The following is a 26,878-nucleotide window of genomic DNA, read 5'->3' as shown; positions in this document are numbered from 1 at the left end:
GTGACAGGCCCACGGTAGCCAGGCCCCCTCGCCCGGCTCCAGTGGTTTTCCGCCTGCCCGAACGGCCCGCCCCGGGCGCCGGGGCCGCTTCCCGGCCGGGTCCCCGCCCCGGGCGCCGGGGTCACTCCCCGGCCGGGTCCTCCCCGCCCTCCGCCAGGGGCGTGACGACCGCCTCGACGGTGACCGGTCCGCTCCGCTCGAACTCAAGGGTGAACGCGATCCGGTCGCCGGGGCGCCAGTCCCCGGAGCCCGTCACGGCGACGGCCGGGCCGAAGCGGGACATGCCGAACTCCGCCCCGGCCGGAACGGTGAACGAGTCCGCTCGCTCCCGGTACCCCCCGCCTTCCGCGGTCATCCGGTGCTGCGTCAGCTCCGCGGGGGTGCCGCGCTCCGACCACGTCACCTTGCGGAGGCGGTCCGGGGAACCGCCGCTGTTGACGATGCGGAAGTAGGCGCTGGTGGTCCGCCCGGGCACCGCCGGCTGGAGGACCCGGCCCTGGCCGACCTCGATCCTCGCCGGGGTACCCGCCCTGCCCGAACCCGCCCAGACGATGAGCCCGCAGGCCGCCACCGCGGCGGCCAGCACCGTCACCGCCGCCGTGCGCAGGGCGTCCGCCAGGCGCCTGGCGTCCGGCCACCAGGGGCCGGACGCCGCCGGCCGCCCGCCGCCGGACTCCGCCGCCGCCACCGGGTCCGCCGTCCCGTCCCGTCCCGCGCGGCTCATCGCGCACCCCCCGCGCCCGGGAGGCGGAGCCCGGGGTGCCGCGCCCCGGACGGACGCCCCCCGTCCGGCCGCCAGGTCCGCAGCCGCAGGCTGTTCGCCACCACCAGCACCGAGCTGGCGGACATCGCGACCGCCGCCACCATCGGGTTGAGCAGACCCACCATGGCCAGCGGCATGGTGACCGCGTTGTAGCCGAAGGCCCAGACCAGGTTGGCGCGGATGGTGCCCAGGGTGCGGCGCGCCAGCAGCACCGCGTCGGCCAGCGCGTCGACGTCCCCCCGCACCAGGGTCACGTCCGCCGCCCCGATCGCGACGTCGGTCCCGGTGCCCATCGCGATGCCGAGGTCCGCCCCCGCGAGGGCCGCGGCGTCGTTGACCCCGTCGCCGACGACCGCGACGCGGCGCCCCTCGGCCCGGAGCCGGGCCACCAGCTCGGCCTTGTCCTCGGGCGAGCAGCGGGCATGGACCTCGGAGATCCCGAGGTCGCGGGCGACGGCCTGGGCGACCGGCGCCCGGTCCCCGGTGGCCAGGACCGGCCGGACGCCGAGGCGCCGCAGCCGGTCGACGGCCCGGTAGCTGTCGGGGCGGACCAGGTCGGCCACCTCGACGAGCGCCTCCGGGATGCCGTCCACCCGGACGAGCACCGCGGTGCGCGACGCCTCCTCGGCCCGCCCCAGCGCGATCGCCAGCGGGGCCGGCAGCCCCTCCGCCCCCGTCGGGCCGGACCCCTCCGCGAGACCGCGGGCCGGGTCCGGCGCGACGACCTCCACCGTCCGTCCTTCGACGCGGCCGCTGACGCCCAGGCCCGTCCGCGCGCGGAAGTCGTGCACCGGCGGGAGCCCGCCGTCCCCGGCGGCCCTGCGGGCATGCGCGGCGATGGCCCGCCCGAGGGGATGCTCCGAGCCCGCCTCGACGGCGCCCGCCAGCCGCAGGGCCTCGCGGGCGCCGAGCCCCCCGGGCACGTCCGCGACCCTCCCGACGCTCATCCGCCCCGAGGTGAGGGTGCCCGTCTTGTCGAGGACCACGGTGTCGACGTGCCGGAGCCCTTCCAGCGCCTGCGGGCCGCTGACGAGCACCCCGAGCCCGGCGCCGCGTCCCGTGGCCGCCATGAGCGCCGTGGGCGTGGCCAGGCCGAGGGCGCACGGGCAGGCGACCACCAGCACGGCCACGGCCGCGGTGACCGCGGACTGGGCGTCGGCGCCCGCACCGAGCCAGAAGCCGAGCACCGTGACCGCGACGGCGAGGACCGCGGGGACGAAGTGCCCCGCCACCGCGTCGGCCAGCCGCTGGGCGCGCGCCTTGCCCGCCTGGGCCTCGGTGACCAGCTGCGTGATGCGCGCCAGGCGGGTGTCGGACCCGACCGCGGTGGCGCGGACGAGCAGCAGGCCCCCCACGTTGACGGCTCCGCCGGTCACCGGGCTGCCGGGGGAGACCTCGACGGGGTCCGACTCGCCGGTCACCAGGGAGAGGTCCACGGCCGAACTCCCCTCGGCCACCTCCCCGTCGGCGGCGACCCGCTCGCCGGGCCGCACGGTGAACAGGTCGCCGGTCCGCAGCCGCTCCACCGGCAGCAGGACCTCCGCCTCCCCGCGGCGGACGGTGACGTCCTTCACCGCGAGCCGGGCGAGCGAGCGCAGCGCGGCTCCCGTGCCGCGCCGGGCGCGGGCCTCCAGGAACCTCCCCACCAGGACGAACAGCGGTACGCCGACGGCCGCTTCCAGGTACACGTGCGCCATGCCGTCGTCGGCGGCCGGGACCAGGGTGAACGGCATCCGCATGTCCGGATCGCCCGCACCGCCCAGGAACAGGGCGTAGGCGGACCAGCCGAAGGAGGCCGCCACCCCGAGGGAGACCAGGGTGTCCATGGTCGCCGCGGAGTGCCGCAGTCCGCGCAGGGCCCGCAGATGGAAGGGCCAGGCGCCCCAGAAGGCCACCGGAGCGGCCAGGGTGAAGCACAGCCACTGCCAGTTCCGGAACTGCAGGGCGGGCACCATGGACAGCACCAGCACCGGTGCCGACAGCAGGGCGGTGACCAGGAGCCGCCGGCGCTCCGCGGCGGCGTCGCCGCCGTCCGGGTCTCCCTCAGCCGCGCCGCCTCCCTCACCCCGGCGGTCCTCCCCGGCCCCTGCCTCCGGTGCCCGCTCGGTGTGCTCGGGGACGAGCGCCCGGGCGGTGTAGCCGGCGGACTCGACGGCCGCGACGAGTGCCTCGGGGCCGACGTCCCGGGGGTGGGTCACCCGGGCCCGCTCCGTCGCCAGGTTGACCACGGCCGTGACGCCGTCGAGCCGGGCGAGCCTGCGCTCCACCCGGCGGACGCAGGCGGCGCAGGTCATGCCCCCGACGCTGAGGTCGGTCACGGCCTCCGTGGACGCTGCGGCGGTCATCAGTGCCCTCCCGTATGGCCGGTGTCCGCTCCGTCGTCCCCGCCGCCTCCGTCACCGGTGGCGGCGGGCCCGACCAGCCCCGGGGCCACCGGTCCCATGACGGCGCCCGCACCGTACGCCCCGGCGAAGACCAGCACGAGGAGCAGGACGAATCCGCAGACCGCCGGAGGCGGCAGGTACCGGAGGAGTGCCGTCCGGTCTCGGGGGGATGGCGTCTGTTCCACGGAGCGGGCCTCCACGGTCTCGGTGCGGTGCGCGGGACGACGGGCGTGTGCGCGGGACGACGGATGCGGCGGACCAGGAGTCGCAGCCGGGCACCCTCCGGTTTCCGCGCGACGACGTGGCGTACGTCACAGCGCGTGCCGCGGTGCCGCCCCGGCCCGCGTCCCGGGGCGGGCCCGGTGCGGGGAGGACTGCGCCCTTCGCCCTTCCGGGTGACAGCGGGATCGCCCCGGCCCCCCGCCCCGACTCCTGGTGCGGCAGGCGGACCACCGGACCCGGATCGCGGACCCGGATCAGCGGCACTGCTGAACACCGCCCTCCCGCCGTCCGTACCGAGAGGGCAGCCCGAGCGGAGAGCGCGGCGAGCAGGCGGCCGCCGACACGAGGAGCGGAGCATGAACGAACGGCACTACACGGTCACCGGCATGAGCTGCGGCCACTGCGTCGCCTCGATCACCGAGGAGTTGTCGGACGTGGCGGGGGTGACGGCCGTGGAGGTCGAACTGGCCGGTGGATCCGTGCTCGTGCGCGGCACGGAGCTGGACGACACCGCCCTGCGGAGGGCCATCACCGAGGCGGGCTACGGGGTCGCCGACCGGGCGGCCCTCCCGGCCGCGGGCTGAGCAGGCCCGGCGGCGTCCGCCCTGCTGCCGGTCCGGCGCGGCAACGACGCGTCACCGGCGCGGGCACGCACCCGTCCCGCGGCGTCCCCCGACCGCCGGCGCGCCCCGAGCGCCGGCCGCCCGCATCCGAGGGCGCCGGCCGTCCCGTACCCGCCGCGCCGGAGCAACGGGCCCGACCGTACCCGCCGCGGGCCACCGCCCGGCGGGGTGCGAGGGGGCGAGGGGGCGAGGGGGCGACCACGGCTACCGCTCCCGCAGGCGCCACCACCACCAGCGGCCCGCCGTCGGCACGGGCACCCGGCCGGGATCCGGGAGGGTGCGGCGCTCGAACTCGGCGTCGATGCGCGCGACCAGCCGGCCGAGGTCGGCCCTGGCCCCCTCGGGGAGGTGGCGCATGACGTCGTCCAGGTCGTCCCGGGCGTCCTCGATCTCCAGTCCCGGTTGCCACACCTCCGAGGCGTCCAGGTAGCGCCCCGACCGGCTGAAGGCCGCCGCGAACCGGTCCAGGGCCTCGGCGACGAGACCCGGTCTCAGGCGCTGCTCCTCGACCCGGCGGACGGCCGCCCTGGTCCGGGCGGAGACATGCGGGACACGGCGTACCGCGACGTGGCCGCGCGGCCTCCACCGCTCGTGGCGGAGGTCCTTGGGGCGCCTACGCGGCATGGCCCTTTCGGCAGAAGGTCACGGACGGCAGTGTGGCACGGCGCGGTGGGCCGGCGGTACGGCTCCGGGGAGAAGGCGGCGCCGGGCCTCACGGGCGGCCGCGCCGTGGAGCCTCCGCGGCCTGCGGCCGCCCCGTGTCCGTCCTGAGGGCACGCCCCGGCGCGGCGTCCGCACCGGAGCCTGCCCGTGCGCGGTGCGGGAGGCGGCGGTGGGTGTGAGCGCGCACCGCCCGACGCGGCACCGGCCCCGGTGACCGGGCCGCGGCTTCGGCACTCGCCCCGTCCGCGTTGCCCCTCCGTGATGCGCGGGCTGTACGGTGACCCACCGGCAGCGAGAGGCAAAGGGAGTCACCGCGGATGCTCGGGCGCGCGACGGTCCACCGCCTGGTGCTGCTCTGCCTGTGCGCGGTCGCCCTGGGGCACGGCTTCGCGGGGGCGGCCACGCACGTCGCCCACCATCCGCCGCTGTCTCCCGTACCGGCGGCCGGAGCGCCCTCCGCCTGGCCCGGGGACGCGACGGAGCCCCACGGCCAGGCGCACGGCGACGGGCACGCCGGCCCCGCCTGCGACATCGTCACGGGCGGCGCACCGGGCTCCTCGGGTCCGGCCGCCGGTGTCCCGGTGTGCCCCCGGGGCACCGAGCCCCCCGTCCTCCTGCCGCTCGGCGGAGCCGCGCCGTCCCGGTCGCCTCCGGAACCGTCCTTGATCGTCCTGTCCGTGTTGCGCATCTAGGAGAGACCGCCGCCCGCCGCCGCTGGTGCCGAGGCGGGCGGACCCGGGTTCGCAATCTCCTCACACGGAAAGGACGCACATCACTCATGGGAGCACGTGGCAGAAAGGAAACACGGGGCGCGGCGGACCCGGGAGCGGGGACCGTCATCGCGTCGTTCGCCTCGCTCGGCGCCGCCGCCGTCCACGTCGCGGCGGCCCCCGACCACTTCGCCGAGTGGTGGGCGGCGGGCGTGTTCTTCTACGCGGTCGGCGCCTTCCAGGCACTCTGGGCGGTCGCCGTGCTGCGCTTCCCCCGACCCGCCCTCATGGCCGCCGGACTGGTCGCCAACGCGGGCGTCGTGGCCGTCTGGGCGCTCAGCCGGACCGCGGGCATGCCCGTAGGCCCCGGTGCCGGCGTCCCCGAGGAGGTCACCGGGGCCGACGCGGCGACCGTCGCCTTCGAGGCGGTGGTCGTCCTCGTCGCCGCGTTCGGCCTGCGGAGAAGCGCCTCCCGCGGCTTCGCCTCCCCGTTCAGGGCGGTGGCGCTGGCCGGTGCCGCCGGGGCCCTCGTCACGGGGCTGACGGTGCCCGCGGTGCAGAGCGCCCTGAGCCACAGCCACGGCCACGGCCCGGCGGACGGCAGCACCCCGCACGGTCACGGCGAGGAGGACGGGCACGGCGACGGCCCCGAGCAGCCGGACGGACACCCGTCCCGGGCCCCGGGCGACGGCTCGGCGCAGGACGGGGCCCCCGCGTCGGCGACACCCGCTCCGCGGGACGGGGACGCACCGGCCGGAGAGGCGACGGACGGCGGGCAGGGCCACGACGACGAGCCGCACGGGCACTGACCCCCGCCCGGGCCGGGAGGGACGGGACACCGCCCTCCCGGCCCGGGCCGGTCGGCCGTACGGACCGGGGGCCGCCGGGCCCGCGGTCGGCGGCGGGACGGACGGGACGCGTCAGTGGCCGTCGCCGCCGCCCACGTCGAGGCGCTTGGTGAAGGACCTGCCACCGTCGGCCGACTCGTAGACGCCGTCCCCGGTGGCGGCGAGGACGCGCTCGGCGTCGACGGCCGTCAGCGCCTGGGGCCGGCCGCCCGGGACCGTTCCCGCCTTCTCCCAGGTGGCCCCGGCGTCGGTGCTGCGGTGCAGCCCGCCGGAGCCGTCGAGCCCGTACAGGGCACCGGGCACCGCCCAGGACAGGAAGGCCATGACCGGCTCTCCCCCGGCGGCGAAGGTCCGGCCGCCGTCGGTACTCCTGGCGATGCCGTCCGCAGTGGTGGCCAGGACGGTGTCCGGGGCACCCGGGTGGACGGCGATGTCCAGGGCCTGCAACCGGGCGCGGTCGTCCCAGGCGGCACCGTCCTCGCTGACACGCAGCCGGGCACCGGTGCTGTCGTAGCCGTAGAGCGTGCCGTCGACGTGTTCGAGGGCGTGGAAGTCGGCTTCGCCCCGCAGGGAGAGGGGCTTCCAGGTCCGTCCCGCGTCCCTGCTCTCGATCAGCCCGTGATGGGCCGGGCCGCCGGAGCCGGGGGCCGGGTGCCCGCTGGCCAGGAACCTCTTCGGCCCGGCGACCGTGAACCCCATGAAGTCGTCCGCGCTGTCACCGACCCGTTCCGGCGCCCCTCCCCTGCCGGGGGTGAAGATGCCGTCGTGGGTGGCCGCGTAGAGCCGCTGGTCCGCCGGGTCGACGCCCAGTGCGTGGACGTGCCTGATCTGCGGGGTGCGCGCACCGGCGGCCGCGCCCGGGTCGGCGCCGCCGGTGCGGCCGGTGTCGGTGCCGCCGGTCGCGGCGGAGCACGCGGACAGCGTGAGTGCGAGAAGGGCTGCGGTGGTGACGGCCCGTGTACGGGTCGCTGCGTTCATGGTCGTCGTCCTGACGTGGTCGTGTTCGATGAGGGATCACGGTGGCCGGGCGGGCCGCGGCGCGGGCGGCACCGCCAGCCCGGCCGGGGGCGGAGCACGCGCCCGGAGGCCGGGGCGGCACGGCGCACCGGCGGAACCTGCGACCACCGCCGAAGGCGGTGCGGCCCTTCTAGATCCTCAGGACGACGCCCTTCATCACGGTGCCCGGCGGCTTGGGGGCGACCACGGCGGCACCACCCGCGGCGGCGTCGGCCGCGGGCCCGGGCAGGACCTCGCCGTAGGCGGGCAGGCATCCGCCCGGGACGTGCGGGGCGGGGGCGGGCGAGGGCTGGACCGGCACGCAGTCCGGCGCGTCGTGCGCCGGGCCGTGGCCGTCCCGCTCCTCCGCCGGAGCACCGTGGACGGGGCCGGCGGCAGCGCCGCCCGCCACGGTCCGGTCCTCCGGCACCGGGTACCGGCCACCGTCGGGAACGCCCATTCCGTGCGCGCACAGGAAGGCGAGCAGCACGGCCGCGAGCCACAGCGGACGCAGCGCGCCCGCCGTGGGGCGGGAGCGGTGCGTCCGGGAGTGCGGCCGGGCCTTCAGCATGGCGCCGAGGGTAGCCGGGCGGGCGTCACGGTGCCGTCGCGGGGGCGGGAGGAGGCCCGGGTCACGCCGTCACGGCGCCCCGGGGGCGGGGGAATGGCCGCTGAGTTCCAGGAAGCGGCCGTGCCAGGTGTGGTACCACACCCGGCCGCTGACCGAGTTCACCGACAGCATGCCCTCGATCCGGTCACCGCGCAGGGTGTGCAGCGTGTAGTAGCCGGGGAACTCCACGGGGTCGGCGGCTCGCAGCGCGGGCCGGTGCTCACGGAGCCACCGGTCGGCGATCCGCACGGCCTGACCGGGTCCCAGCGTCGTCGCGCCCGGCTCGACGCGCCGGGGCATCATGCCGTACTCGGTGTTCCAGCTCATCGCCGGGCCGAACTCCGGGTGGACGGTGCCGCTCCCCGGCTCGACGAGCACCTCCGTGGCCCCCTTCCCCTTCGCGTCGACGAGCTGGGCGTAGTAGCCGTCGGTGAACCTCATGACCTCCCCGACATGCAGGTCCCAGCGGTCGGCGAACCGCTCGGCCGCGGCTTCGGCGCCGGCGAGATCGTGCACCGGGCCGAGCCCGGAGACCGCGCCCGCCGGCGGTGGGGGCTCCGACCGCCGGGCGTCACCGCCGACCGCCCACACCAACGACGCGACCAGTGCCGGCACCGCGACGAACAGGACCGCCAGCGGCACCACCCGACCGCGCAGCACGCTGGTCATCGGGGTCTCGGGCGGTGCTCGGCGAGCTTCCTGCGGGCCGCGGAGTACGCGTCGCCGTCGATCTCGCCGGTGGCGAAGCGCCGGTCGAGGATGTCCTCGGGAGTCTCGGGCCGCGGCCCGTCGCGATCCGGCCCGGCGGCGCGGGACGAGGAGTGCTGGGTGAGGCGGACCACCGCCCACACCACGAGGCCGATGAGCAGTATCCACAGCAGCGGCATGAAGGCCATCCAGGCCCAGCCGCCGTCGTCGTGCCAGTACATCACCGGCTCACCTCCCTGTAAGGGCCCGCCTCCCAGTGTGTGCCCCGCTGCGGAGGACCGTGATGGGCCGTTCGGCCCGTCGCCGGGGCCGAACGCCTCCCCGGCCCCGGCACGGGGGCGGCGCCGGAGGCCCGGCCCCGGCGACGGCCCGGCACCGGTCCGGGGCTGCCGCGGTCCGGCCCGGCGGTCCCGTCCGCGGGGCCGGTGCTCCCCGGCGGCGAGGGCCTCGGTCGTGCACCGCGGCTTCCGGACGCCCTGACGGATTCCGGCGCCGGGGGGCGGGGAGCGGCGGCGCCCTGCTCGGAGCGGGCGGCCGGGTCGGCTGCCGCGACGACGACCGGAGGCGGCGGCCGCTACGCGTCCGCGCCGGCGGCCAGGGCGCAGACCAGCAGGGTGCGCGCCTGGACGGAGACATGGTGGCCCCAGGCGGTGAGGCGGGCCAGCTGCCCCAGGGTCAGCCAGTGGTACCCGGGCGGCGGGGTGGCGGGCAGGGTGTCGTCCTCGACCACGAGGTAGCGGTTGTCGGCCGCCAGGAAGCGCCCGCCCTCCTCGGCGAGGACCGTGTCGAAGCGGATCCGCTCGGCGGGCGCCGACAGCAGACGGGCGGCGAAGGGCGCGGACTCCCCGGGGAGGCACTGGACGGTGGGGGCGACCTCGGGTCCCGTGATCAGGCCCGGCTCCTCCTTCGCCTGCGCCAGCACGTGCAGGACCCCGTGGAAGCGGGTGGCGCCGAAGGCGCTCACCCCGGCCCCCCGCGGGTGCACCAGGGGCTGGCACCAGGACCCCACCTCACGGCCGGCCGTCCCCACCCGGACCGCCACGACCCGGAAGGGCCCGCCGTCCCGGGAGATCTCCTCGGGGCCCCGCCGCCAGCCGGACTCCTCCACCTCCGCCAGGGGCACCGGACGGGAGACGTGCGACTGGCCGGCACGGGCCCCCGTCAGCCAGCGGACGACCTCCTCGATGGTGTGGCGCGGCCGGGACGTGCCGCCGGGCGAGTGCCGTGCACCGCCGCCGTCCCGGTCCGCCCAGGGCCCGGGCGCCGGAGCCGGCGGGGCGCAGGCGAGCACGCTGCGCGTGTCCATGTTGACCAGGCGGTCCTCGTGCAGCAGCCGGTAGAGCTGGCCCAGGGTGAGCCAGTGGAAGTCCGGGTGCTCCGGCACCTCCTCCCGGGTCTCCACCAGTATGTGGCGGTTCCGCTTGTGCAGGAAGTACTCGCCGTGCTCGGACTGCAGGACGTCGGCCAGCACCCGGCCGCGCGCCGGAGAGGTGAAGTACTCAAGGAACCGCACGGCGGAACCGCCGTGCGAGCGGGTGAAGTTGCTGCGGGTCGCCTGCACGGTCGGCGACAGCTGCACCGCGGGGACGTTGCCGGGCTCCGCCTTGGCCTGGAGCAGCAGGTGCAGGACACCGTCGAACTCCTTGACGACGATGCCCAGGACGCCTATCTCGGGCTGCACCATCACCGGCTGCACGGCGCCGGGCCCCGGGTCCCCCCAGGCGGTGCGGCGCAGTCCCTCCACGGTGAAGAACCGTCCGGTGCGGTGGCGCAGGTTCCCGGTACCGGGCTCCGCGTACCACTGGTCCAGCTCGGCGAAGGGCACGCGCTCCACGGAGAAGCCGCGGTGCCCGTGGGCCCGGAGCCGCTCCCGGAAGGCCGCGAGCGGGAAGCGGGCGCTGTCCCCGGCGGCGGCGGACCGCATCAGCCGCGCCGTGGTCGCGACGGAGGCGGCCTCCCGGTCCCCGGTCACGAGGACGCCCGCCCGGCGGTACGGGAGGCGTCGGCGGCCTCGGCCAGCGGCTCCCACCAGTCGCGGTTCTCCCGGTACCAGCGGAGCGTGTCCCGCAGCCCGCGCGCGAAGGGTACCCGCGGCCGCCAGCCCAGCTCGGCTTCCGCCTTGGCGCAGCTCAGCGCGTACCTCCGGTCGTGGGCCTTGCGGTCGGGGTGCCGCCGTACGCTCTCCCACCCGGCGCCGTACTCCCGCAGGATCCTGCCGGTCAGCTCCCGGTTGGTCATCTCGCAGCCGCCGCCCAGGTGGTAGACCTCGCCGGAGCGCCCCGAGGTGAGCGCCGCGAGGATGCCGCGGCAGTGGTCCTCCACGTGCAGCCAGTCCCGGACGTGCTGCCCGTCGCCGTAGAGCGGCACGGGCAGGCCGTCGAGCAGCCGGGTGGCGAAGAGCGGGATGATCTTCTCCGGGTACTGGCGCGGACCGTAGGTGTTGGACCCCCGGGTGATCACCACGTCCAGTCCGTGCGTGACGTGGCAGGCCAGTGCCAGCAGATCGCCGGCCGCCTTCGCCGCGGCGTAGGGCGAGCGCGGCGCGAGGGGCTGCTCCTCGGTCCACGCTCCCTCGGCGACGGACCCGTACACCTCGTCCGTGGACACCTGCAGGAACCGGCCCACGCCGTGCCGGCGGGCGGCGTCCAGCAGCACCTGGGTGCCGACGGCGCTGGTCACGGCGAAGGGCACGGCGCCCTCGATCGAGCGGTCCACATGCGACTCGGCGGCGAGGTGCACGACCGCGTCGTGGCCGGGCATCAACCGGTCCACCAGCGCGGCGTCCTCCACCGCTCCCCGGACGAAGCGGAAGCCGGGCAGCCGCTCCGTGGCGCGCAGGGCGTCCTCGCTGCTCCCGTGGCCCAGCTTGTCGAGCACCGTGACGCGGAACCCGCCCGGCTCCTCCGGGCCGGGCCGTCCCGCTCCCGGCAGCAGCAGACGGAGAAAGTGCGACCCGATGAAACCGGCGCCGCCCGTCACCAGCAGCCTCATCCGCGCTCCTCGCCCGCCGGGCGAACGCCGCCCGGCCGTCCGCGAGGCTACGGGGCTCCCGGGCTCCGGACCTGCTCAAAACTGAGCAGGCCGGCCCGGCGGCGGCTGCGAGGATCCGGGCGGGAGGCGCCGCGGCCGACCGGGCGGCCGACGGCGCCGCGAGGGGAGGCTCGGAGCCGATGCGCGGCATCATCCTGGCCGGCGGGAGCGGAAGCCGGCTGTGGCCGCTCACCCGCGCGGTGTGCAAGCAACTACTGCCGATCCACGACAAGCCGATGGTGTACTACCCGCTCAGCACGCTGATGATGGCGGGCATCCAGGACTTCCTGATCATCACCTCGCCCGATGCGCTGGCGCAGTTCCGCCGGCTCCTCGGCGACGGGTCCGGACTGGGGATACGCGTCGAGTACGCCGTGCAGCCGGCACCCGAGGGCATCGCCCAGGCCCTCGTCATCGGCGAGTCGTTCATCGGCGGCGGGCCGGTGGCCCTCGCGCTGGGGGACAACGTCTTCCACGGCACCGGTCTCGGCGAGCAGCTGCGGGCCCACACCTCGCCCGCCGGGGCCAGGATCTTCGCCCACCGGGTGGCCGATCCGCGGGGCTACGGGGTCGTGGAGTTCGATGCCGACGGCCGTGTGCTGTCGCTGGAGGAGAAGCCCGCGCGTCCGCGCTCCCGGTACGCGGTGCCGGGCCTGTACTTCTACGACGGCCAGGCCCCCGAGATCGCCCGCGGTGTGCGGCCCGGCCCGCGCGGAGAGGTGGAGATCACCGAGGTGAACCGCGCGTACCTGCGCCGGGGGCAGCTGGCGGTCACGGTGCTGGAACGGGGCGTGGTGTGGCAGGACGCCGGCACGGTGAGCGGCATCTCCGCCACCTCCGAGTACGTCCGTGTGGTGGAGGAACGCCAGGGGCTGAAGATCGGCTGCCCCGAGGAGGTCGCGTGGCGGCTCGGCCGCATCGACGACGGGCAACTGCGCGCGCTGGCCGAACCGCTGGTGCCCAGCGGCTACGGGCGCTATCTGCTCGCGCTGCTACAGGACGGCGGCTGACCCGCCCGGCCGGACACCGCGCGGCACGGGCGGGGTTCGAGCGGGCCCCGTCCGCCGGGACGGACCGGCGCCCGCCCCCCGGTGGCCAGTTGTGAGCAGTACCGGGCACGGGTGCGGCGGTAGACAGGGAGGCTCCCGATCGCGGAGGAGTCCCGATGCGCGTGCTGTTCACGACCACCCCCGCCCCCGGGCACCTGCACCCCCTGGTGCCGCTGGCCCACGCCGCCGTGGCGGCCGGGCACGAGGTGGCGTTCGCCACCGGCGCCTCGATGGTGCCCGCCGTCGAGGCGATGGGCTTCCGGGCGTTCCCGGCGGGCCTGAGCAGGGACGGGGACGGGGACGAGGAGTTCCGCAGGCTGAAGGAGGCGGCCCGGGGTCTGCCGCCCGTCGGCGTGGAGATGGACCGGATCGCCGTCGCCGGTGTGCTGTACGGCGTGCGCACCCGCCGGATGGCGCCCGACCTGATCACCCTCGCCGGGCGGTGGCGGCCCGACATCATGGTGAGGGACAGCTACGAGGCGGGGGCCGCGGTGGCCGCCGAGCGCCTCGGCATACCGCACGCGGCGCTGGACACCACCCCGCTGTACGCCATGGAGCCGCTCCGCGAGCAGATCACCGCCGAGCTGGCCCGGGCGCGGTCCGAGGCGGGCCTGGCGCCGGACGACGGGCTGGCGATGCTCCACCGCCACCTGACCCTGAGCTGTGCGCCGCCCGGATACCTCTGGCCCGGCACCGAACGGCCGGCGACCGCCCGGGCGCTGCGGCCGATGCCCTTCGACCGGACGGCGGACGAGCGGCTGCCCGGCTGGATCGAGGAGCTGCCCGGCGACCGGCCCCTGGTCTACGTCACCTTCGGCACCATCACCAACCGCTGGGTGCCGGGAGCGTTCCCGGACCTCTTCCGAGAGGTGCTGGCCGGCCTGGCCGACGAGCCCGTCCAGGTGGTGGCCACGGTCGACCGGGACGCCGACCCCGCGGAACTCGGGCCGCAGCCGCCGCACATCCGGGTGGAGCGGTACGTCCCCCAGAGCCTGCTGCTGCCGCGCTGCGCGGCGGCGCTCAGCCACGGTGGCTTCAACACCGTGGTCGGGGCCGTCGACGCCGGTCTGCCCCAGGTGATCACTCCCTTCCTGGGCGACCACCCGGACAACGCGCGGCGCTGTGCCGAACTCGGGATCGCCCGGGTGCTGGAGCGGGAGCGGGTCACCGCCGCGGCGGTGAGGGAGGCGGTCCGCGACGTGCTGGACGACCCGGGCTACCGGGCCCGGGTCCAGCCGCTGACCGAGGAGCTCCGCGCCCTTCCCGGTCCCCACGAGGCGGTGTCGCTGCTGGCGGAGCTCAGCGGCGCGGCCTGAGCCCCGCCGGGCCGAACAACGTCTCCTCGACGCGCAGGCAGTCGCGGTACACGGGCAGCGCGCCCGTGGCCCGCGCCTCGGCCAGCGACACGGCGGCCCGGTCCCGTTCGGACAGGACCGGGTCCAGGCCGTCCGGGAACTCCAGCCCGATCTCCGGGTCGAGGACGGAGACGGACTGCTCGTGCGCGGGGTCGTAGGCGCCGGAGAGCAGGTAGGAGACCACGGTGTCGTCGCTGAGCGCGACGAAGGCGTGGCCGACCCCGACCGGCAGGTAGACGGCCTGGAAGGTGCGCTGGTCCAGCAGTACGGAGTCCCAGCGGCCGAAGGTGGGCGAGCCGACCCGGAGGTCCACCACGAAGTCGACGGTCCTGCCGCGCGCGCAGTACACGTACTTGGCGGTGCCCGGCGGGGTGGTGGTGTAGTGCACTCCGCGGATCACCCCCCGCCGCGAACGGCTGTGGTTGGTCTGGGCGACGGGGAAGAGCCCGTGCCCCAGGGCCTTGGCGAAGGCGGCCTCCTGGTACGGCGAGACGAACAGGCCCCGGTCGTCGGGATACACCGTGGGACGGAACACCCAGGCTCCGCCGACGGCGAGTTCACGGGACTCCATGGCACCTCCATGACGGGAGAACTCGGAACGGACGGGGAAGGACGGCGGGCCCCGGAGAGGGGCGGCCGCGGGCCACCGGTACTCGGCCGGCCGCCCGCTCGGCCCGGCAGCCCGCGCAGCGCGGTGGCCCCCGCTACTCGGCCAGCAGCTCACGCAGCGCGGTGATCACCCGCCCCTGGGCGGCGGCGCCGAGGGAGGGGTACATCGGCAGCGAGAAGATCTCCTCGGCCATCGCCTCGGTGACCGGGAGCGTTCCCGGCTTGCGGCCCAGGTGCCGGAAGCCGCTCATGGTGTGGACCGGCCAGCGGTAGCTCACGTTGAGTTCGATGCCGCGAGCGGCCAGCGCACGCAGGATGTCGTCGCGGCAGGGGTGCCGGACCACGTAGAGGTAGTACACGTGGTCGTTCCCGGGCGCGAGGCGGGGCGTCGTGAGCCCGGTGCCGGCCAGGCCCTCGGCGTAGCGGTCGGCGATGGCGCGCCGGGCGGCGATGTAGCCGTCGAGGCGGCGCAGCTTGTGGCGCAGGATCTCGGCCTGGACCTCGTCCAGCCGGGAGTTGTGGCCGGGCGTCTCCACCACGTAGTAGCGCTCGGCCATGCCGTAGTAGCGCAGTCTGCGCAGCCGTTCGGCCACCTCCGGGTCCGAGGTGAGGACGGCCCCGCCGTCACCGTAGGCGCCCAGCACCTTGGTGGGGTAGAAGGAGAACGCGGCGGCATGGCCCGCGGACCCGGCGATCCGGCCGTGGCGGCGGGCGCCGTGGGCCTGGGCGCAGTCCTCCAGCAGCCGCAGTCCGTAGGCGTCGGCCAGCGCCTCCAGCGGGGCCAGGTCGACGCACTGGCCGTAGAGGTGGACGGGCAGCAGGCAGCTGGTGCGCGGGGTGACGGCCGCCTCCACCGCGGCGGTGTCCATGAGGTAGGTGTCCGGGTCGACGTCCACGAAGACCGGGACGGCGCCGACCGCGTCGATGGCCACCACGGTGGGCGCGGCGGTGTTGGAGACGGTGATGACCTCGTCGCCCGGCTTGACTCCCAGGGCCTGGAGGGCGAGCTTGAGGGCGTTGGTGCCGTTGTCGACGCTGACGCAGTGGGGCACGTCGTGATAGGCGGCGAACTCCTCCTCGAAGGCGCGCATGCTGTCCCCGAAGACCAGTCGGCCGGAGCGGAAGACGGTGTCGACGGCCCCCATGAGGTCCTCGCGTTCCCGCTCGTACTCGGCGAGGTAGTCCCATACCCGGATGGTCTCGTCCGTCACGGCGTCACGGCCCTTTCTCTGCGGTGGCGTGCCCGGCGACGGTGCGCGCCAGGGCGTCGGGCAGGGGTATCCGCGGCGACCAGCCGGTGGCCGTCCGGAAGCGGGTGGAGTCGATCGTGACGCCGTGGAAGTCGGTGGCCGGGGCGCCGGCCGGGGGCTCCACCGAGACGACCGGCACCGGGGGTCCGCCGCGGTGCTCGGCGGCCAGCCGGGCGAGGGTGCGGAAGACGTCGCCCAGGCGGTCGCCTCGACCGGCGCCGAGCGGCCAGTGCGCTCCGGAGAGTGCGTCGGGGTGCTCGATCGCGGCCGCGAAGGCCCGGGCGACGTCCTCGACGTGGACGAGGTCCCTGGTCACGCTGCCGTCGTGCCACATGGTGAGCCGCGCTCCCGCCAGGGCCCGCCGCGCCATGAAGGAGACGACGCCCCGGTCGTCGGCGCCGGGGGCGGCGCTCTCCCCGAACACCGTGGGCAGACGCAGGGCCGTGCCGCGCACGGCGCCTTCGCGGGTGGCGTCCAGCAGCAGCCGTTCGGCGGCCAGCTTCTGCCGGTCGTAGGCGGTTTCCGGGTGGTCGGGCTCGCCGCCGTCGATCGGTGCGCAGGGCGGAACGCCGAGCTGCGAGGCGGCACCGGCGTAGATCACCACCGGTGCCGCGCTGCCCCGGGGGCGGGCCCGCAGCGCCGCCAGGACCGAGGCCATGACGCCCTCGTTGACGGCGCGGGCGGCGGGATCGTGCTCGGCGGCGCGCCAGCCGCCGGAGTGGATGACCAGGCTGATCACCACATCGGCGCCCGCGACCGCCTCGGCGACGGCCCCGGGCGCGGTGAGGTCCAGCGACCGGCTCTCGACGTGGGCGGGACCGCTCGGGATGCGGACGGGGCGGCGTGCCACGGCCCGCAGCCGTACGGGACGCGCCGACAGTTCCCGGAGGACCCAGGAGCCGACGAAGCCGGAGGCGCCCAGCAGGGCGATCAGCGGGCGGGCCCGCTCGGGGCTGGCGGAGAGCATGCGGGAAGCGTAGAGACCCGCGGGCCGCCAGACTGACGACTTCTGAGCATTTCCGGCTCCGTACCTCTGCTCCACCCGGACCAGGTCAGGCAGTCACGTCCTCTTTATTGTTCACGGAAGTGTCACAGTATTGACAAGTTGCCACAGTGTCCGAAAGCATGCATTCGCGTCTCGAGTAGCGAACCGAGACAGGGGGGGCATGTCGCATGATCACCAGTGTGCGCCGAGCCGGATCCGGCGCGATTCCCTGCACAGATGATTCTCCCGCCGCACCCGGAATTCCGGCGAGCGCTCCGGGGGAAGAGCGCGATTTTCCCACCCGGGTGGCGCACCGAATCGCCGCGTCGGATGGCAGCCTGCCCACGGTCTCGATCGCCCGGGGGCAGCATGTCTACAACTGCACCCAGCCTGACCGGAACCTCTACCTCGTGAAGACCGGGCAGGTCAAGACGGTTGCGATGACCGCATCGGGGAAGCGTTGCTTATTGGATCTCTCCATGCCGGGAGACCTCTTCGGAGAGATGTGCCTGGCTCGGTCCTGCCGCGACGAGACCGCGGTGGCAATGTCCAATACCACGCTCACACGCATTTCCCAAGACCTGTTCTTCGCCACGCTTCAGGCCGAGAACCTTTTTGAAGCATTCACCTTACACCTTGCTGGGAAACTTTCGGAACAGCAACGCATCATCGCGGATCTGGTGACCATGGAAAGTGAGCTGAGACTTGTTTCCCGTCTTCTCCAGCTCAGCCGCCGCCTCGGGGAGGAGCACCATCAGGGCGTGGTCATATCCGCCCGCCTCACCCAGGAGGAACTGGCCGAGATGATCGGCACCACACGGTCACGCGTCGGCTTTTTTCTCAAACGTCTGCGGGCGGCCGGTCTCATCACGTGCAATCGCGGGTACATCACCATCCGGTCCGTAAGCCGGCTTGCCTCCTTCGTCGAGGAGCGCATGGCGCTCGACGGGCCCTGAGCCGGGCGGTTCCCCGGTGGAGCCGGAGGGGGACGGCCCCTCCGGCTCGTCGGTTCGGCCCGTTCAGGCGTTCGCGGAGCTGCTGTCGGCCACCCGGGGACGCAGTCGCCCGCCGGTCACCTCCACCACCCGTCCCCCGAGCCGGTCCGGAACCGCCGGGTCGTGGGTCACCACCAGCAGCGCCAGACCCAGCCCGCGGCTCAGTTCGTCCAGCAGCGCGAGCACGGTCAGGGACGTCGACCGGTCCAGGGCGCTGGTGATCTCGTCGCACAGCAGCACGTCCGGCCGGGCCGCGAGAGCCCGTGCGATGGCGACCCGCTGCCGCTCGCCGCCCGAGAGCTCGGACGGACGGGATGCCGCCTGGTCCGGGGAGAGTCCCACCCGGACCAGCAGATCCCGCACCTCGGCCTCGGCCTGCTCCCGCTTCACCAGGCCGAACTGGTGCAGCGGCCGGCCCACGATGCGGCCCACGCTCTGGCGGGGATTCAGCGAGTCGTAGGGGTTCTGGGGCACCAGCTGCATGCGGCGCAACTGGGCCGGAGTCCGCCCGGCGACGCGCGCGGCCAGCCGGTCGCCGGTGAGCCGCACCGTCCCCGAGTCGGGGGCGGCCAGCCCGGCGACCGCCCGCAGCAGGGTGGTCTTGCCGCTGCCGGACGGCCCCATCACACACAGCCGTCCCCCCGAGGCCAGCTCCAGCGAGACGTCGTCGAGCACCCGTCCGGTCCCCGGAAGCGAGACACCCATCCCGGACACCCGCAGCACCGGACCGGCAGCGGAGGACTCCCGCGGCGCCGGGCCGGCGGCGGTGGACTCCCGCGGCGCCGGGCCGGCGGCGGTGGCGGCGTCGGGCCGCCCGGCCGGGTCCGGGGCGCCCTCGGCCGCCGCCGGCTCGTCGGCGGTGACGGCGAGTACCTCGGCGGGCGGACCCGAACGCACGACCCGGCCCTCGCCCATCGTCACCACGGTGTCGGCCACGGCGGCCACCGATTCCAGGTCGTGGGAGATCAGCAGCACCGCGGTGCCCGTGCCCCGGCACAGGCCGGTGACCTCCGCAAGCAGCCGCCGGGTGTTCTCCGCGTCCAGCGCGCTGGTGGGCTCGTCGAGCACCAGCAGCTCCGGCTCGCGGGCGAGCGCCGCGGCCACCGACAGCCGCTGCCGCTGCCCTCCGGACAGCCGGTGCGGGCGACGGGCCAGGAACGCCGGGTCGGTGGGCAGCCCGACCCGGGAGAGTGCGAGGCGGGCCCGCTCGGCCCGCTCCCTCCGGGGCACTCCGGCCGCGCGCAGCTGCTCGTCCAGCAGCGCGCGCAGACGCAGGTTGGCGGGCAGCGAGGTGCGGGCGTCCTGCGCCACGTAGGCGGCGGAGCGCGCGCGCAGTGCGCGCAGCCCGCGCGGCGTCAGCACGGCGGGATCGGTGCCGAGCAGCGTGCCGGCTCCGGCCGTCCGCGCCATCCCGGGGCCCACATGGCCCAGCAGCGCGAGCGCCGTGCTGGTCTTGCCGCTGCCGGACGGCCCGACGAGCGCCACCACGGCGCCCCGGGGGATGGTCAGGTCGACACCGCGCACCACGTCCTGGCCGGTGGCGACGGCGGTGAGGGACAGCCCGGTCACCGCCGCGGCGGGCCCGCGGCCCCCGTCCGGCCCGGGCGCCGCGGCCACCGGCAGGCGCCCGGCGCGCGGCGGGCGGGAGCGGCGGCGCGGCCCCGCCGCAGCGCCCGGTCGCACCCCGTCGGCCACCCGGCCGGCGGCGAGGAGCAGGACCAGCAGCATGAGGCTGGGCGCCAGCACGGCGAGGGGCTGAAGTGCCAGGCCGCCGCGGTTCTCCAGGATCATCAGGCCCCAGTCGGGGTCCGGCGGCTGCACCCCCAGCCCCAGGAACCCGGCGGTCGCCACCGCGTACGCGGCACCGACGAAGCGGACACCGGCGTCGGCGGCCAGCGTCACCGTCAGGTTGGGCAGCACCTCGCGCACCAGCACCGAGCGGGTGCGCTCCCCCCGGGCGACGGCGACCTCCACGTAGTCGTGCGCCAGCACCTGCTGCGTCGCGGCGCGCACGATGCGGGTGACGTCCGGCAGCATCACCGCCACCACCGCGACGGCCACACCCACCAGACCGGGGCCGGTCCCGGTGACCACCACCGCGATCAGCACCAGTGGCGGCAGCCCCATCATCACGTCGGCGAGGCGCATCACCACCGTGCCGGCCCGCCCGCCGCGGAAGGCCGCGAACATTCCGGCGGCCAGCCCCAGCGCGTAGGCGGCGACGAGCACGGAGAGGGAGACCAGGACCAGGGCACGGCCGCCGGCCAGCACCCGGGCGAGCACATCGGCTCCGAGGTAGTCGGTGCCCAGCGGGTGCTCCCAGCTGACCGGCGCATACGGCATGCCCGCACCCGTACGCGGGTCCCCCGGGGCGATCCAGGGGCCCACGACCGCCAGCGCCACCAGGGCGGCGAAGACGATCGCGGCCACGGGGCGACGGCGCGCCCGCGGCGCCGCATGCGCGGTCCGGCCGGTGCCCGTCGTCGTCAGCGTCATACCGGCACCCTCCGCAGGGGGTCGAGCGCGATGCCGAGAAGGTCACCCAGCAGATTGACCAGCACCGTCACGGCGGCCACGATCAGCGCGACGGCCTGCACCGTGGGCACGTCCCGCCCGGCCGAGCCCTGCACCAGGACGGAGGCGAGGCCCGGGAAGCCGAAGAGCGTCTCCACCACCAGGGCGCCACCGACCAGCAGCGCGACGTAGCGCGCCAGCAGCGGGATCACCGGGGGCAGGGCGGCGGGCAGCACGTAGCGCAGCACCACCCGGTGCTCGGGCACGCCGTTGAGCCGGGCGGTGGCCACGGCGTCGTCCGCGGCCACCTCCACCACACGGGCCCGCACCAGGCGGGCGTTGTGCGCGATGGTCCCGGCCAGCAGGGTCACCACGGGGAGCACCAGGATCTCCGGATGGTCCAGCACCGACGCCCCCGGCCCGAGGAAGGAGACCGCGGGCAGGACGTCCAGGTGCAGCGCGAAGACCAGGATGAGCACACTGCCCACCACGAACTCCGGGATCGACACCATCGTCAGGATGCCCGCCGACAGCGCCCGGTCGGTGAGGCTGCCCTCCCGCAGTCCGCCCCAGACGCCCAGCCCGACCGCGAGCGGCACCAGGAGCACGAGCGTCACCAGGGCCAGCGTCATCGAGTTCCCCGCCCGCGCGGTGACGATCTCGGAGACCGGCACCCCGGAGACGTACGAGGTGCCGAAGTCCCCGCGCACCGCCGCCCACAGCCACTCCGCGTACCGCACGGGGGCGGGCCGGTCCAGGCCGAGCTCACGGCGCTTCTCCTCCACCGCCGCGGGACCGGCGTCCGGCCCCACCGCGGCGGAGGCCGCGTCTCCCGGGGCGAGCTCGGTCGCCGTGAACACGATCAGCGAGACGGCGCCGAGCACCAGCAGGCCCATCAGCAGGCGACGGGCGACCAGGGCGGCCAGCGACCGGGCGGGCGCGTCCCGGACGGCGGAGGGCCGGACAGTCGGCTCGCTCATGCCAGATACGCGTCCCGGAAGCTCGGGAACGTCGGGTAGCCGAGGGACTGGACACCGCGCACCTGCGGAGTCGCCGCCGCCAGGACGGGGGCCTTGGCCCACACGAGGTCGCCGCCCTTGTCGTACAGGTAGTGCTGCATGTCGCCGACCGCGGCGGCCCGCTGCTCCTCGGTGAGCGCCGAGCGGACGGCGTCCACCAGACCGTCGACGGGGTCACCGCCGACTCCGGTGAAGGGCAGCAGCGCGTCCGAACCGTAGAAGAAGAGCACGTCCAGCGGCAGTGGACGAGGCTTGCGGTTGGCGGACTGGAAGTGCGCGCCGATGAACACCTTGGGATCGGCGAAGAAGTCGGCGGCGGGCACCTTGTCCACGGCGATGTCGATCCCCGTCCGCTTGACCTGCTCGGCGAGCACGACGGCACCCTCGGTCAGGCCGTACTCGTAGTCACTGGTGCGCAGGCTGAGGCTGAGCTTGTCCACGCCCGCCTTCCGCAGCAGGGCCTTGGCGCGGTCGGGGTCGTACTCGCGCTGCGGCAGGTCCTCCGCGTAGTGCGGCAGGTGCTTGCCGAACAGGTCGTTGCCGACCTCGCCGAAGCCGAGGGTGACACGCTCGACCATCTGCTCGCGGTCCACGGCGTGCTTCAGCGCCTGCACGACCCGGGCGTCGGTGAACGGGTCCTGGTTGCGCTTGAGCATGGCCCCGAAGTTCGGCCACTCCCACTTGGGCGGGGTGAGCAGCTGCACGGCGCTGTTGCCGCGTTCGGTCTGCCCGGCCACCAGCGAGATGCTCGCCGCGTACTCGACCTGACCGGCCTTGAGCGCGTTCAGCCGCGCCTCGCCGTCGGCGATGGAGACCAGCTCCAGTTCGTCGAGGTAGGGCCCCTTGTCGCTCCAGTAGTTCGGGTTCCGCTCCAGCACGGCACCCTGGCCGACGCGGTGCTCCTTGAGGACGAACGGCCCGCTGCCCGGCGTCTTGGTGAAGTCGGTGGTGCCGTCGGGTATGACGAAGAAGCCCTGGGTGAGCACGAGGTCGAAGAATCCGTGCGCCCGGCGCATGGGGATCGTGCAGGTGAGCTTGTCCACCTGGCGGCCGGCGGCCAGATCGGCGTCGACCAGCAACGGGCCCTGGTTCGCCTGGTCCTCGGCGTAGGTCCGCAGCGAGAAGAGCACGTCGGCGGCGGTCAGCGCACGGCCGTCGTGGAAGGTGACGCCGTCGCGCACCCGGATGGTCCACTCCTTGCCGTCCGCGCTGGGCTCGATGGACTCGGCCAGCTGCATCTGCACCCGGCCCTCCGGGCCCACCACGCACAGCTCGTCGTAGACCACCCGCGCTCGCACGTAGTCGATGGGCGTGTTCGCGGCCATCAGCACGTTGTCGGTCTCGTTGCTGCCACCGATGAACGCGGCCCGCAGCCGCCCGCCGCGCTTGGGGCCGGGGGTCGCGCTGCCCGCGCCGTCGGTCGAGGGGCCGGGTTCGCCGTCACCGCCGCAGGCCGTGAGCGCGCCGCCGAGGGCGACTCCGGCGCCCAGCCCGGCGGTGATCCGCAGCAGAGACCGTCTCGACGGCCGGCCTTCGAACTCTCGCATGGTCATCTCCTGATCGCGCGGCGAGCGGTGCGACGACTGTAGGAAGCGATCCGGCCAAGGCTCTGCACAGCTTTGAGCATCCTCAACTCCTCTTCGGGGCCGCTCACTTCTGGGCAGACAGCTCCGGGAGGCGCCCGCGAGTCTGGCCCCCTGTGTGTGGCCGACCGACGGAGGAGTGAGCCGATGAGCGAGGCGAGGACCGGGGAGCACGCGGCGGGCGCCGAGGGCGATCTCGAGGAGATGCCGACGGACTTCGAGCGGGTCCTGTGCGTGGTGGCGCACCCCGACGACATGGAGTTCGGCGCCGCCGCCGCGGTGGCGGCCTGGACGAAGGACGGCAAGTCCGTGAGCTATCTGCTGCTGACCCGGGGCGAGGCGGGGATCGCCGGCATGCCGCCCGCGGAGGCGGCCCGGGTGCGGGAGGCGGAGCAGCGCCGCAGCGCGGAGATCGTCGGGGTGCGCGAGGTGGAGTTCCTCGATCACCCGGACGGTGTGCTGGAGTACGGGACGGCGCTGCGCCGGGACATCGCGGCGGCCGTTCGGCGCCACCGGCCCGAGCTGGTGGTGGGGTTCAACTGCCGGGAGACCACGTACAGCGGGCGCTGGAACTCCCCGGACCACCGGGTCGCCGGGCGGGCTCTGCTGGACGCGGTCGGGGACGCCGGAAACGAGTGGATCTTCCCGGACGCCGGAGCGGCGTGGGGCGGCGTGCGCCATGTGGCGATGGCGGGCTCGCCGCAGCCCACCCACGCCGTGGACGTGTCGGGGACGGTGGACCTGGCCGTGGCGTCGCTGGAGGCGCACGCCGCCTATCTGAAGCCGCTGTTCGGCGAGGGGCCGGTGGATGTGCGCACCCCGCTGTCGGGGCTCTTCTCCGGCATCGGAGAGCGCTTCGGGGGCCGGCCGGCGCTCTCCTTCGAACTGGTCCGTCCCTGAGCACCGGACTGCGCAACTTTGGCCAGGCGGGACGGACCGCGATCCCTACGCTGCGGGCATGGCAGCCATCCCATATGTGAAGTACGAGAATGTGGCCCGCGCGATCGAGTGGCTCTCCGCAGCGTTCGGGTTCACGGAGGAACGGCGCTACGCCCACGACGACGGCGCGGTCTTCCACGCCGAGATGCTGACGCCGCACGGCGACCCGGTGTACCTCGCCGGGCCGGGCGGGGACTACCGCTCGCCCGGCGCCACCGGCCACCGCAGCGCCATGGCCTCCATCGACGTCGAGGACGTGGAAGCGGTCTTCGCGCGGGCCGGGAAGGCGGGCGCCACGGTGGCCTTCCCGCCGACGGACACCCCGCAGGGTCTGCGGGTGTGCAAGGTCGAGGACCACGAGGGGCACGAGTGGTTCTTCAGCCAGCGGCTGAAGGAGGCCGGGGACGCCGCCTGAGGGCCCTCCGCTCCCGGCAGGGGCGGGCGGCCGGGACGTTCCCCGTCCCGGCCGCCCGCCCCTGCCGTCGTGGCGGTGCGGTCGTCACCAGGTGACCGGAAGGGCCTCCAGGCTGTGGATGACGACGTTCTTCTTCCACGGCAGCCGGTCCTCCGGCACCCCGAGCGCCAGCCCGGGGAAGCGGCGCAGCAGGGTCTCGATGCCCACCTGCATCTCGAGACGGGCCAGCTGCGCTCCGACGCAGTGGTGGACCCCGTGCCCGAAGGTCGTGTGGGACTGCGGCTTCCGGGTGATGTCGAAGCGGTCCGGGTCGTCCCACTGGGCCGGATCCCGGTTGGCCGCGTTGGTGACGGCGATGACCCCGTCCCCCGCGCGGATCACTTCCCCGCCCAGCTCCACGTCCTCGGTGGCCACCCGCATCAGACCGCCGGCCGCGCCGCCCGGGATGTAGCGCAGCAGTTCCTCGACGGCGTCCCCGATCCGCTCCGGCTCCTCGCGCAGCAGCCGCAGCTGCTCGGGGTGGCGCAGCAGCACCAGCACCGAGTTGGCCAGCCGGTTGGCGGTGGTCTCGTAGCCGGCGACGATCAGCCCGCCGGCGAACGACACCAGCTCGCGCTCGGTGAGCCGGTCGTCCTCGTCGCGGGCCGCGATCAGCACGCCGAGGAGGTCGTCGGCGGGTGCGGCGCGGCGCCGTTGGACCATGGCCGCCAGATAGCCGATCAGCGCCTCGCGGGCGGCGATCGCCTCGCCGAGCGCGTCGGCGGAGGTCCGGAACATGGTGTCCGACCACTCCCGGAAGCGGTCCTGGTCCGACCGGGGTACCCCGAGCAGGTCGCAGATGGTGATGATCGGCAGCGGCGCGGAGAGCCCGGCCACCAGGTCGCCCCCGCGCCCGCCGGCCTCCATCGTGTCCAGCAGCCCGTCGGTGGTCCGCTGGATGCCCTCCCGCATGTCGGCGATGCGCCGCGCGGTGAAGGCCGGGGCGACGAGCTTGCGCAGGCGGGTGTGGTCCGGCGGGTCCTTGCTGACGATGGAGTCCGGGTCCGCCTCCACACCGGGCATCAGCCGGGGCGCTCCCTCCCGGGTGGCCGCCTGGCGGCTGAACCGGGCGTCGTGGAAGACCGTGCGCACGTCCTCGAAGCGGGTGACGATCCAGGCCGTGTCCCCGCTGGGCAGGGTGACGCGGCTGACCGGGCGCTCGGCGCGGAGCAGCGCGTACTCCGGCGAGGGATCGAGCGCGGAACGGATGGGGAAGGGGAAGGCCGGTGGGGCGCCGGCCCCCGGGTCACCGGTCTCCGGTGGCGGCGTGGCGGGCGTCTTCGTCATCGTGACTCCTTCGCGGACGGGGACGGTTGGGTGGGATCCCGGTGGTCCCGGGGCGCGCCCGTGGGGCGGGCCCGGACTACCAGGCGACCGGGAGGCGGTGCACGCCGTGCACGAACATGTCCGTGCGGAAGGGCACCTCGTCCAGGGGAACGGCCAGGCGCAGACCGGGCGCGCGGCGGAACAGCGCCGGCCAGAGCACCTGGAGCTGGAGCCGCGCCAGCCGCTGCCCCAGGCACTGGTGCAGCCCGTAGCCGAACGCCAGGTGGTCGCGCGGCGGGCGGTGCGGGTCCAGCCGGTCGGGCTCGGGGAAGACCCCGGGGTCGCGGTTGGCGGAGGAGACGACGACCACCACGCCCTCCCCGGCACGGATCGTCCGCCCGCCGACCTCGCAGTCCTCGGTGGCGACACGGCGCAGCCCGTAGTCGATGACCGTCTGGTGGCGCAGCAGCTCCTCGACGACGAGGGGCGCCTCTCCCGGGTCCCGGCGCAGCCCTTCGGCGAGGCCCGGGTCCAGGAGCAGCATCAGCGTGCCGATGCCGATCTGGTTGGCGATGGTCTCGAAGCCGGCGATCATCAGCAGGGTGACGATGCCGACGACCTCGTCCTCGGTGACCCCGCTCCGGTCCCGGCGCAGCACCAGCCGGCTGATCAGGTCGTCCCCGGGGCGGGCCGCCCGCTCGGCGGTCAGCCGCTGCAAATAGCCGCGGAGTTCGTCACGGACGACCTGGCGCCCGTCGGGTGCGGCGGACTGGTCGCCGATGACCTGGGTGCACTGCTGGAAGAAGTCCCGGTCGTCGTAGGGGACGCCCAGCAGCTCGCAGACGACCAGGGTGGGCAGCGGGAGGGCGAGGGCCCGGACCAGGTCGGCGGGGGCGGGCCCGGCCAGCATCTCGTCCAGCAGCCCCTGCACGATGCCCTCGACGGCCGGGCGCAGCCGCTCGACCGGCTTGCGCTTGAACTCGTCCACGACGGCGCGTCGCAGCCGGGTGTGGTCCGGCGGGTCCATGCGGATGAAGGTGCCCGGTCCCGGCGGCCGTACGGTCATCCGGGCGGGGAAGCCCTCCTTGGAGAAGTCCGAGCTGAAGCGCGGGTCGGACAGCACCGCGCAGGCGTCCGCGTGACGGGTGACCAGCCAGACGTCGCTGCCGTCGAAGTCCAGACGGGAGGGCGCCACGGGGCACTCCTCGCGCAGCCGGGCGTACTGCGGCGCGGGGTGCAGCGGGTCGGTACGCGGTACGGGGTAGGAGTCCGGTGGCGAGAGGGATTCCACGGGCGCGTCCTC

Annotated in this window: 26 protein-coding genes; 8 read left to right on the top strand and 18 right to left on the bottom strand. The window is 75.3% G+C overall.

Translation table 11 applies throughout. The features are described 5' to 3' along the window. Window positions 1-121 precede the first annotated feature (121 nt). Genes NPS70_RS03460 through NPS70_RS03450 form a run of 3 tightly spaced genes read right to left on the bottom strand, consistent with a single transcriptional unit; the run spans window position 122 to window position 3,332 of the window. Window positions 122-724: a copper chaperone PCu(A)C gene (locus NPS70_RS03460; protein WP_256522432.1), complete on the bottom strand. Its 603-nt coding sequence runs from the start codon at window positions 722-724 to the stop codon at window positions 122-124. Further along, window positions 721-3,108 carry a cation-translocating P-type ATPase gene (locus NPS70_RS03455; protein WP_256522431.1) on the bottom strand — a complete coding sequence of 796 codons (2,388 nt, stop codon included), beginning with the start codon at window positions 3,106-3,108 and terminating at the stop codon, window positions 721-723. The genes NPS70_RS03460 and NPS70_RS03455 overlap by 4 nt, the downstream gene beginning before the upstream one ends. Further along, window positions 3,108-3,332: a hypothetical protein gene (locus tag NPS70_RS03450; protein ID WP_256522428.1), complete on the bottom strand. Its 225-nt coding sequence runs from the start codon at window positions 3,330-3,332 to the stop codon at window positions 3,108-3,110. Before NPS70_RS03450 ends, NPS70_RS03455 begins: the two co-directional genes overlap by 1 nt. A gap of 393 nt (window positions 3,333-3,725) precedes the next feature. Here NPS70_RS03450 and NPS70_RS03445 point away from each other — a divergent pair, with 393 nt between their 5' ends. Then, window positions 3,726-3,953, top strand: coding sequence for a heavy-metal-associated domain-containing protein (locus NPS70_RS03445; protein WP_256522427.1), 228 nt, complete (start codon window positions 3,726-3,728; stop codon window positions 3,951-3,953). Between the two features lie 243 nt (window positions 3,954-4,196). Here NPS70_RS03445 and NPS70_RS03440 read toward each other — a convergent pair whose 3' ends face one another. Continuing rightward, on the bottom strand, window positions 4,197-4,616 hold the full coding sequence (locus tag NPS70_RS03440) for a hypothetical protein (protein ID WP_256522426.1): 420 nt from the start codon (window positions 4,614-4,616) through the stop codon (window positions 4,197-4,199). Between the two features lie 356 nt (window positions 4,617-4,972). Here NPS70_RS03440 and NPS70_RS03435 point away from each other — a divergent pair, with 356 nt between their 5' ends. After that, the gene (locus NPS70_RS03435) at window positions 4,973-5,347 is read left to right on the top strand and encodes a hypothetical protein (protein WP_256522425.1); all 375 of its coding nucleotides are present in this window, start codon (window positions 4,973-4,975) and stop codon (window positions 5,345-5,347) included. Window positions 5,348-5,433: 86 nt separating this feature from the next. Beyond that, on the top strand, window positions 5,434-6,174 hold the full coding sequence (locus tag NPS70_RS03430; protein WP_256522424.1) for a hypothetical protein: 741 nt from the start codon (window positions 5,434-5,436) through the stop codon (window positions 6,172-6,174). Between the two features lie 111 nt (window positions 6,175-6,285). Here NPS70_RS03430 and NPS70_RS03425 read toward each other — a convergent pair whose 3' ends face one another. The 6 genes from NPS70_RS03425 to NPS70_RS03400 all read right to left on the bottom strand — a co-directional run bounded on the left by NPS70_RS03425 (window position 6,286) and on the right by NPS70_RS03400 (window position 11,518). Beyond that, window positions 6,286-7,191 (bottom strand): F510_1955 family glycosylhydrolase, encoded by a 906-nt coding sequence (locus tag NPS70_RS03425; RefSeq protein ID WP_256522423.1) that lies wholly within the window; start codon window positions 7,189-7,191, stop codon window positions 6,286-6,288. 169 nt (window positions 7,192-7,360) lie between these two features. Next, on the bottom strand, window positions 7,361-7,780 hold the full coding sequence (locus NPS70_RS03420) for a hypothetical protein (protein WP_256522422.1): 420 nt from the start codon (window positions 7,778-7,780) through the stop codon (window positions 7,361-7,363). A gap of 69 nt (window positions 7,781-7,849) precedes the next feature. After that, entirely contained in the window at window positions 7,850-8,488 is a 639-nt protein-coding gene (locus tag NPS70_RS03415; RefSeq protein WP_256522420.1) for a hypothetical protein, read from the bottom strand. Next, the gene (locus tag NPS70_RS03410) at window positions 8,485-8,748 is read right to left on the bottom strand and encodes an SHOCT domain-containing protein (RefSeq protein ID WP_256522419.1); all 264 of its coding nucleotides are present in this window, start codon (window positions 8,746-8,748) and stop codon (window positions 8,485-8,487) included. Before NPS70_RS03410 ends, NPS70_RS03415 begins: the two co-directional genes overlap by 4 nt. Window positions 8,749-9,101: 353 nt before the next feature. After that, window positions 9,102-10,499: an NDP-hexose 2,3-dehydratase family protein gene (locus tag NPS70_RS03405; RefSeq protein ID WP_256522418.1), complete on the bottom strand. Its 1,398-nt coding sequence runs from the start codon at window positions 10,497-10,499 to the stop codon at window positions 9,102-9,104. Beyond that, entirely contained in the window at window positions 10,496-11,518 is a 1,023-nt protein-coding gene (locus tag NPS70_RS03400) for a dTDP-glucose 4,6-dehydratase (RefSeq protein ID WP_256522417.1), read from the bottom strand. Before NPS70_RS03400 ends, NPS70_RS03405 begins: the two co-directional genes overlap by 4 nt. Window positions 11,519-11,697: 179 nt before the next feature. Between NPS70_RS03400 and rfbA the strand changes: the two genes are divergently transcribed. Together rfbA and NPS70_RS03390 are read left to right on the top strand one after the other, a co-directional pair. Then, complete coding sequence (rfbA, locus tag NPS70_RS03395; protein ID WP_256522416.1) at window positions 11,698-12,567, top strand: glucose-1-phosphate thymidylyltransferase RfbA; 870 nt, start codon at window positions 11,698-11,700, stop codon at window positions 12,565-12,567. A 155-nt stretch (window positions 12,568-12,722) separates the two neighbouring features. Then, entirely contained in the window at window positions 12,723-13,922 is a 1,200-nt protein-coding gene (locus NPS70_RS03390) for a glycosyltransferase (protein ID WP_256522415.1), read from the top strand. Here the strand turns inward: NPS70_RS03390 and NPS70_RS03385 are convergent. From NPS70_RS03385 to NPS70_RS03375, 3 genes are all read right to left on the bottom strand, one after another. After that, entirely contained in the window at window positions 13,906-14,532 is a 627-nt protein-coding gene (locus NPS70_RS03385; RefSeq protein ID WP_256522414.1) for a dTDP-4-dehydrorhamnose 3,5-epimerase family protein, read from the bottom strand. The two genes, NPS70_RS03390 and NPS70_RS03385, sit on opposite strands and share 17 nt — an antisense overlap. Before the next feature lie 133 nt (window positions 14,533-14,665). Next, entirely contained in the window at window positions 14,666-15,781 is a 1,116-nt protein-coding gene (locus NPS70_RS03380; RefSeq protein WP_308314973.1) for a DegT/DnrJ/EryC1/StrS family aminotransferase, read from the bottom strand. A 4-nt stretch (window positions 15,782-15,785) separates the two neighbouring features. Next, window positions 15,786-16,787, bottom strand: coding sequence for an NAD(P)-dependent oxidoreductase (locus NPS70_RS03375; protein WP_256522413.1), 1,002 nt, complete (start codon window positions 16,785-16,787; stop codon window positions 15,786-15,788). Window positions 16,788-16,993: 206 nt separating this feature from the next. On the opposite strand from NPS70_RS03375, the gene NPS70_RS03370 reads away from it, so the two are divergent. Beyond that, window positions 16,994-17,761 (top strand): Crp/Fnr family transcriptional regulator, encoded by a 768-nt coding sequence (locus tag NPS70_RS03370; protein ID WP_256522412.1) that lies wholly within the window; start codon window positions 16,994-16,996, stop codon window positions 17,759-17,761. 63 nt (window positions 17,762-17,824) lie between these two features. On the opposite strand, the gene NPS70_RS03365 is transcribed toward NPS70_RS03370, so the two are convergent. Genes NPS70_RS03365 through NPS70_RS03355 form a run of 3 tightly spaced genes read right to left on the bottom strand, consistent with a single transcriptional unit; the run spans window position 17,825 to window position 22,880 of the window. After that, complete coding sequence (locus tag NPS70_RS03365; protein WP_256522411.1) at window positions 17,825-20,296, bottom strand: ATP-binding cassette domain-containing protein; 2,472 nt, start codon at window positions 20,294-20,296, stop codon at window positions 17,825-17,827. Further along, window positions 20,293-21,294, bottom strand: coding sequence for an ABC transporter permease (locus NPS70_RS03360; protein WP_256522410.1), 1,002 nt, complete (start codon window positions 21,292-21,294; stop codon window positions 20,293-20,295). Before NPS70_RS03360 ends, NPS70_RS03365 begins: the two co-directional genes overlap by 4 nt. Then, window positions 21,291-22,880, bottom strand: a complete 1,590-nt coding sequence (locus NPS70_RS03355; RefSeq protein WP_256522409.1) for an ABC transporter substrate-binding protein — start codon at window positions 22,878-22,880, stop codon at window positions 21,291-21,293. Before NPS70_RS03355 ends, NPS70_RS03360 begins: the two co-directional genes overlap by 4 nt. Before the next feature lie 183 nt (window positions 22,881-23,063). Here NPS70_RS03355 and NPS70_RS03350 point away from each other — a divergent pair, with 183 nt between their 5' ends. Continuing rightward, window positions 23,064-23,816 (top strand): PIG-L deacetylase family protein, encoded by a 753-nt coding sequence (locus NPS70_RS03350; protein WP_256522408.1) that lies wholly within the window; start codon window positions 23,064-23,066, stop codon window positions 23,814-23,816. Window positions 23,817-23,874: 58 nt separating this feature from the next. Then, window positions 23,875-24,270, top strand: coding sequence for a glyoxalase/bleomycin resistance/extradiol dioxygenase family protein (locus tag NPS70_RS03345; protein ID WP_256522407.1), 396 nt, complete (start codon window positions 23,875-23,877; stop codon window positions 24,268-24,270). An 84-nt stretch (window positions 24,271-24,354) separates the two neighbouring features. Here the strand turns inward: NPS70_RS03345 and NPS70_RS03340 are convergent, their stop codons facing one another. Both NPS70_RS03340 and NPS70_RS03335 read right to left on the bottom strand, forming a co-directional pair. Continuing rightward, on the bottom strand, window positions 24,355-25,596 hold the full coding sequence (locus NPS70_RS03340; RefSeq protein ID WP_256522406.1) for a cytochrome P450: 1,242 nt from the start codon (window positions 25,594-25,596) through the stop codon (window positions 24,355-24,357). 76 nt (window positions 25,597-25,672) lie between these two features. Next, window positions 25,673-26,866 carry a cytochrome P450 gene (locus NPS70_RS03335; protein ID WP_256522405.1) on the bottom strand — a complete coding sequence of 398 codons (1,194 nt, stop codon included), beginning with the start codon at window positions 26,864-26,866 and terminating at the stop codon, window positions 25,673-25,675. Window positions 26,867-26,878 lie beyond the last annotated feature (12 nt).

This window comes from Streptomyces sp. C10-9-1 (assembly GCF_024497955.1).
In the GTDB taxonomy this organism is placed as follows: Bacteria; Actinomycetota; Actinomycetes; order Streptomycetales; family Streptomycetaceae; genus Streptomyces; species Streptomyces sanyensis.
This window is presented reverse-complemented; position numbering and strand designations above follow the sequence as displayed.

Bases quoted from the DNA above. Each gene is read 5' to 3' on its own strand.
- NPS70_RS03460 (WP_256522432.1), bottom strand. From the start codon at position 724: ATGAGCCGCGCGGGACGGGACGGGACGGCGGACCCGGTGGCGGCGGCG.
- NPS70_RS03455 (WP_256522431.1), bottom strand. From the start codon at position 3,108: ATGACCGCCGCAGCGTCCACGGAGGCCGTGACCGACCTCAGCGTCGGG.
- NPS70_RS03445 (WP_256522427.1), top strand. From the start codon at position 3,726: ATGAACGAACGGCACTACACGGTCACCGGCATGAGCTGCGGCCACTGC.
- NPS70_RS03440 (WP_256522426.1), bottom strand. From the start codon at position 4,616: ATGCCGCGTAGGCGCCCCAAGGACCTCCGCCACGAGCGGTGGAGGCCG.
- NPS70_RS03435 (WP_256522425.1), top strand. From the start codon at position 4,973: ATGCTCGGGCGCGCGACGGTCCACCGCCTGGTGCTGCTCTGCCTGTGC.
- NPS70_RS03430 (WP_256522424.1), top strand. From the start codon at position 5,434: ATGGGAGCACGTGGCAGAAAGGAAACACGGGGCGCGGCGGACCCGGGA.
- NPS70_RS03425 (WP_256522423.1), bottom strand. From the start codon at position 7,191: ATGAACGCAGCGACCCGTACACGGGCCGTCACCACCGCAGCCCTTCTC.
- NPS70_RS03420 (WP_256522422.1), bottom strand. From the start codon at position 7,780: ATGCTGAAGGCCCGGCCGCACTCCCGGACGCACCGCTCCCGCCCCACG.
- NPS70_RS03415 (WP_256522420.1), bottom strand. From the start codon at position 8,488: ATGACCAGCGTGCTGCGCGGTCGGGTGGTGCCGCTGGCGGTCCTGTTC.
- NPS70_RS03410 (WP_256522419.1), bottom strand. From the start codon at position 8,748: ATGTACTGGCACGACGACGGCGGCTGGGCCTGGATGGCCTTCATGCCG.
- NPS70_RS03400 (WP_256522417.1), bottom strand. From the start codon at position 11,518: ATGAGGCTGCTGGTGACGGGCGGCGCCGGTTTCATCGGGTCGCACTTT.
- rfbA (WP_256522416.1), top strand. From the start codon at position 11,698: ATGCGCGGCATCATCCTGGCCGGCGGGAGCGGAAGCCGGCTGTGGCCG.
- NPS70_RS03390 (WP_256522415.1), top strand. From the start codon at position 12,723: ATGCGCGTGCTGTTCACGACCACCCCCGCCCCCGGGCACCTGCACCCC.
- NPS70_RS03385 (WP_256522414.1), bottom strand. From the start codon at position 14,532: ATGGAGTCCCGTGAACTCGCCGTCGGCGGAGCCTGGGTGTTCCGTCCC.
- NPS70_RS03375 (WP_256522413.1), bottom strand. From the start codon at position 16,787: ATGCTCTCCGCCAGCCCCGAGCGGGCCCGCCCGCTGATCGCCCTGCTG.
- NPS70_RS03370 (WP_256522412.1), top strand. From the start codon at position 16,994: ATGATCACCAGTGTGCGCCGAGCCGGATCCGGCGCGATTCCCTGCACA.
- NPS70_RS03365 (WP_256522411.1), bottom strand. From the start codon at position 20,296: ATGACGCTGACGACGACGGGCACCGGCCGGACCGCGCATGCGGCGCCG.
- NPS70_RS03360 (WP_256522410.1), bottom strand. From the start codon at position 21,294: ATGAGCGAGCCGACTGTCCGGCCCTCCGCCGTCCGGGACGCGCCCGCC.
- NPS70_RS03355 (WP_256522409.1), bottom strand. From the start codon at position 22,880: ATGCGAGAGTTCGAAGGCCGGCCGTCGAGACGGTCTCTGCTGCGGATC.
- NPS70_RS03350 (WP_256522408.1), top strand. From the start codon at position 23,064: ATGAGCGAGGCGAGGACCGGGGAGCACGCGGCGGGCGCCGAGGGCGAT.
- NPS70_RS03345 (WP_256522407.1), top strand. From the start codon at position 23,875: ATGGCAGCCATCCCATATGTGAAGTACGAGAATGTGGCCCGCGCGATC.
- NPS70_RS03340 (WP_256522406.1), bottom strand. From the start codon at position 25,596: ATGACGAAGACGCCCGCCACGCCGCCACCGGAGACCGGTGACCCGGGG.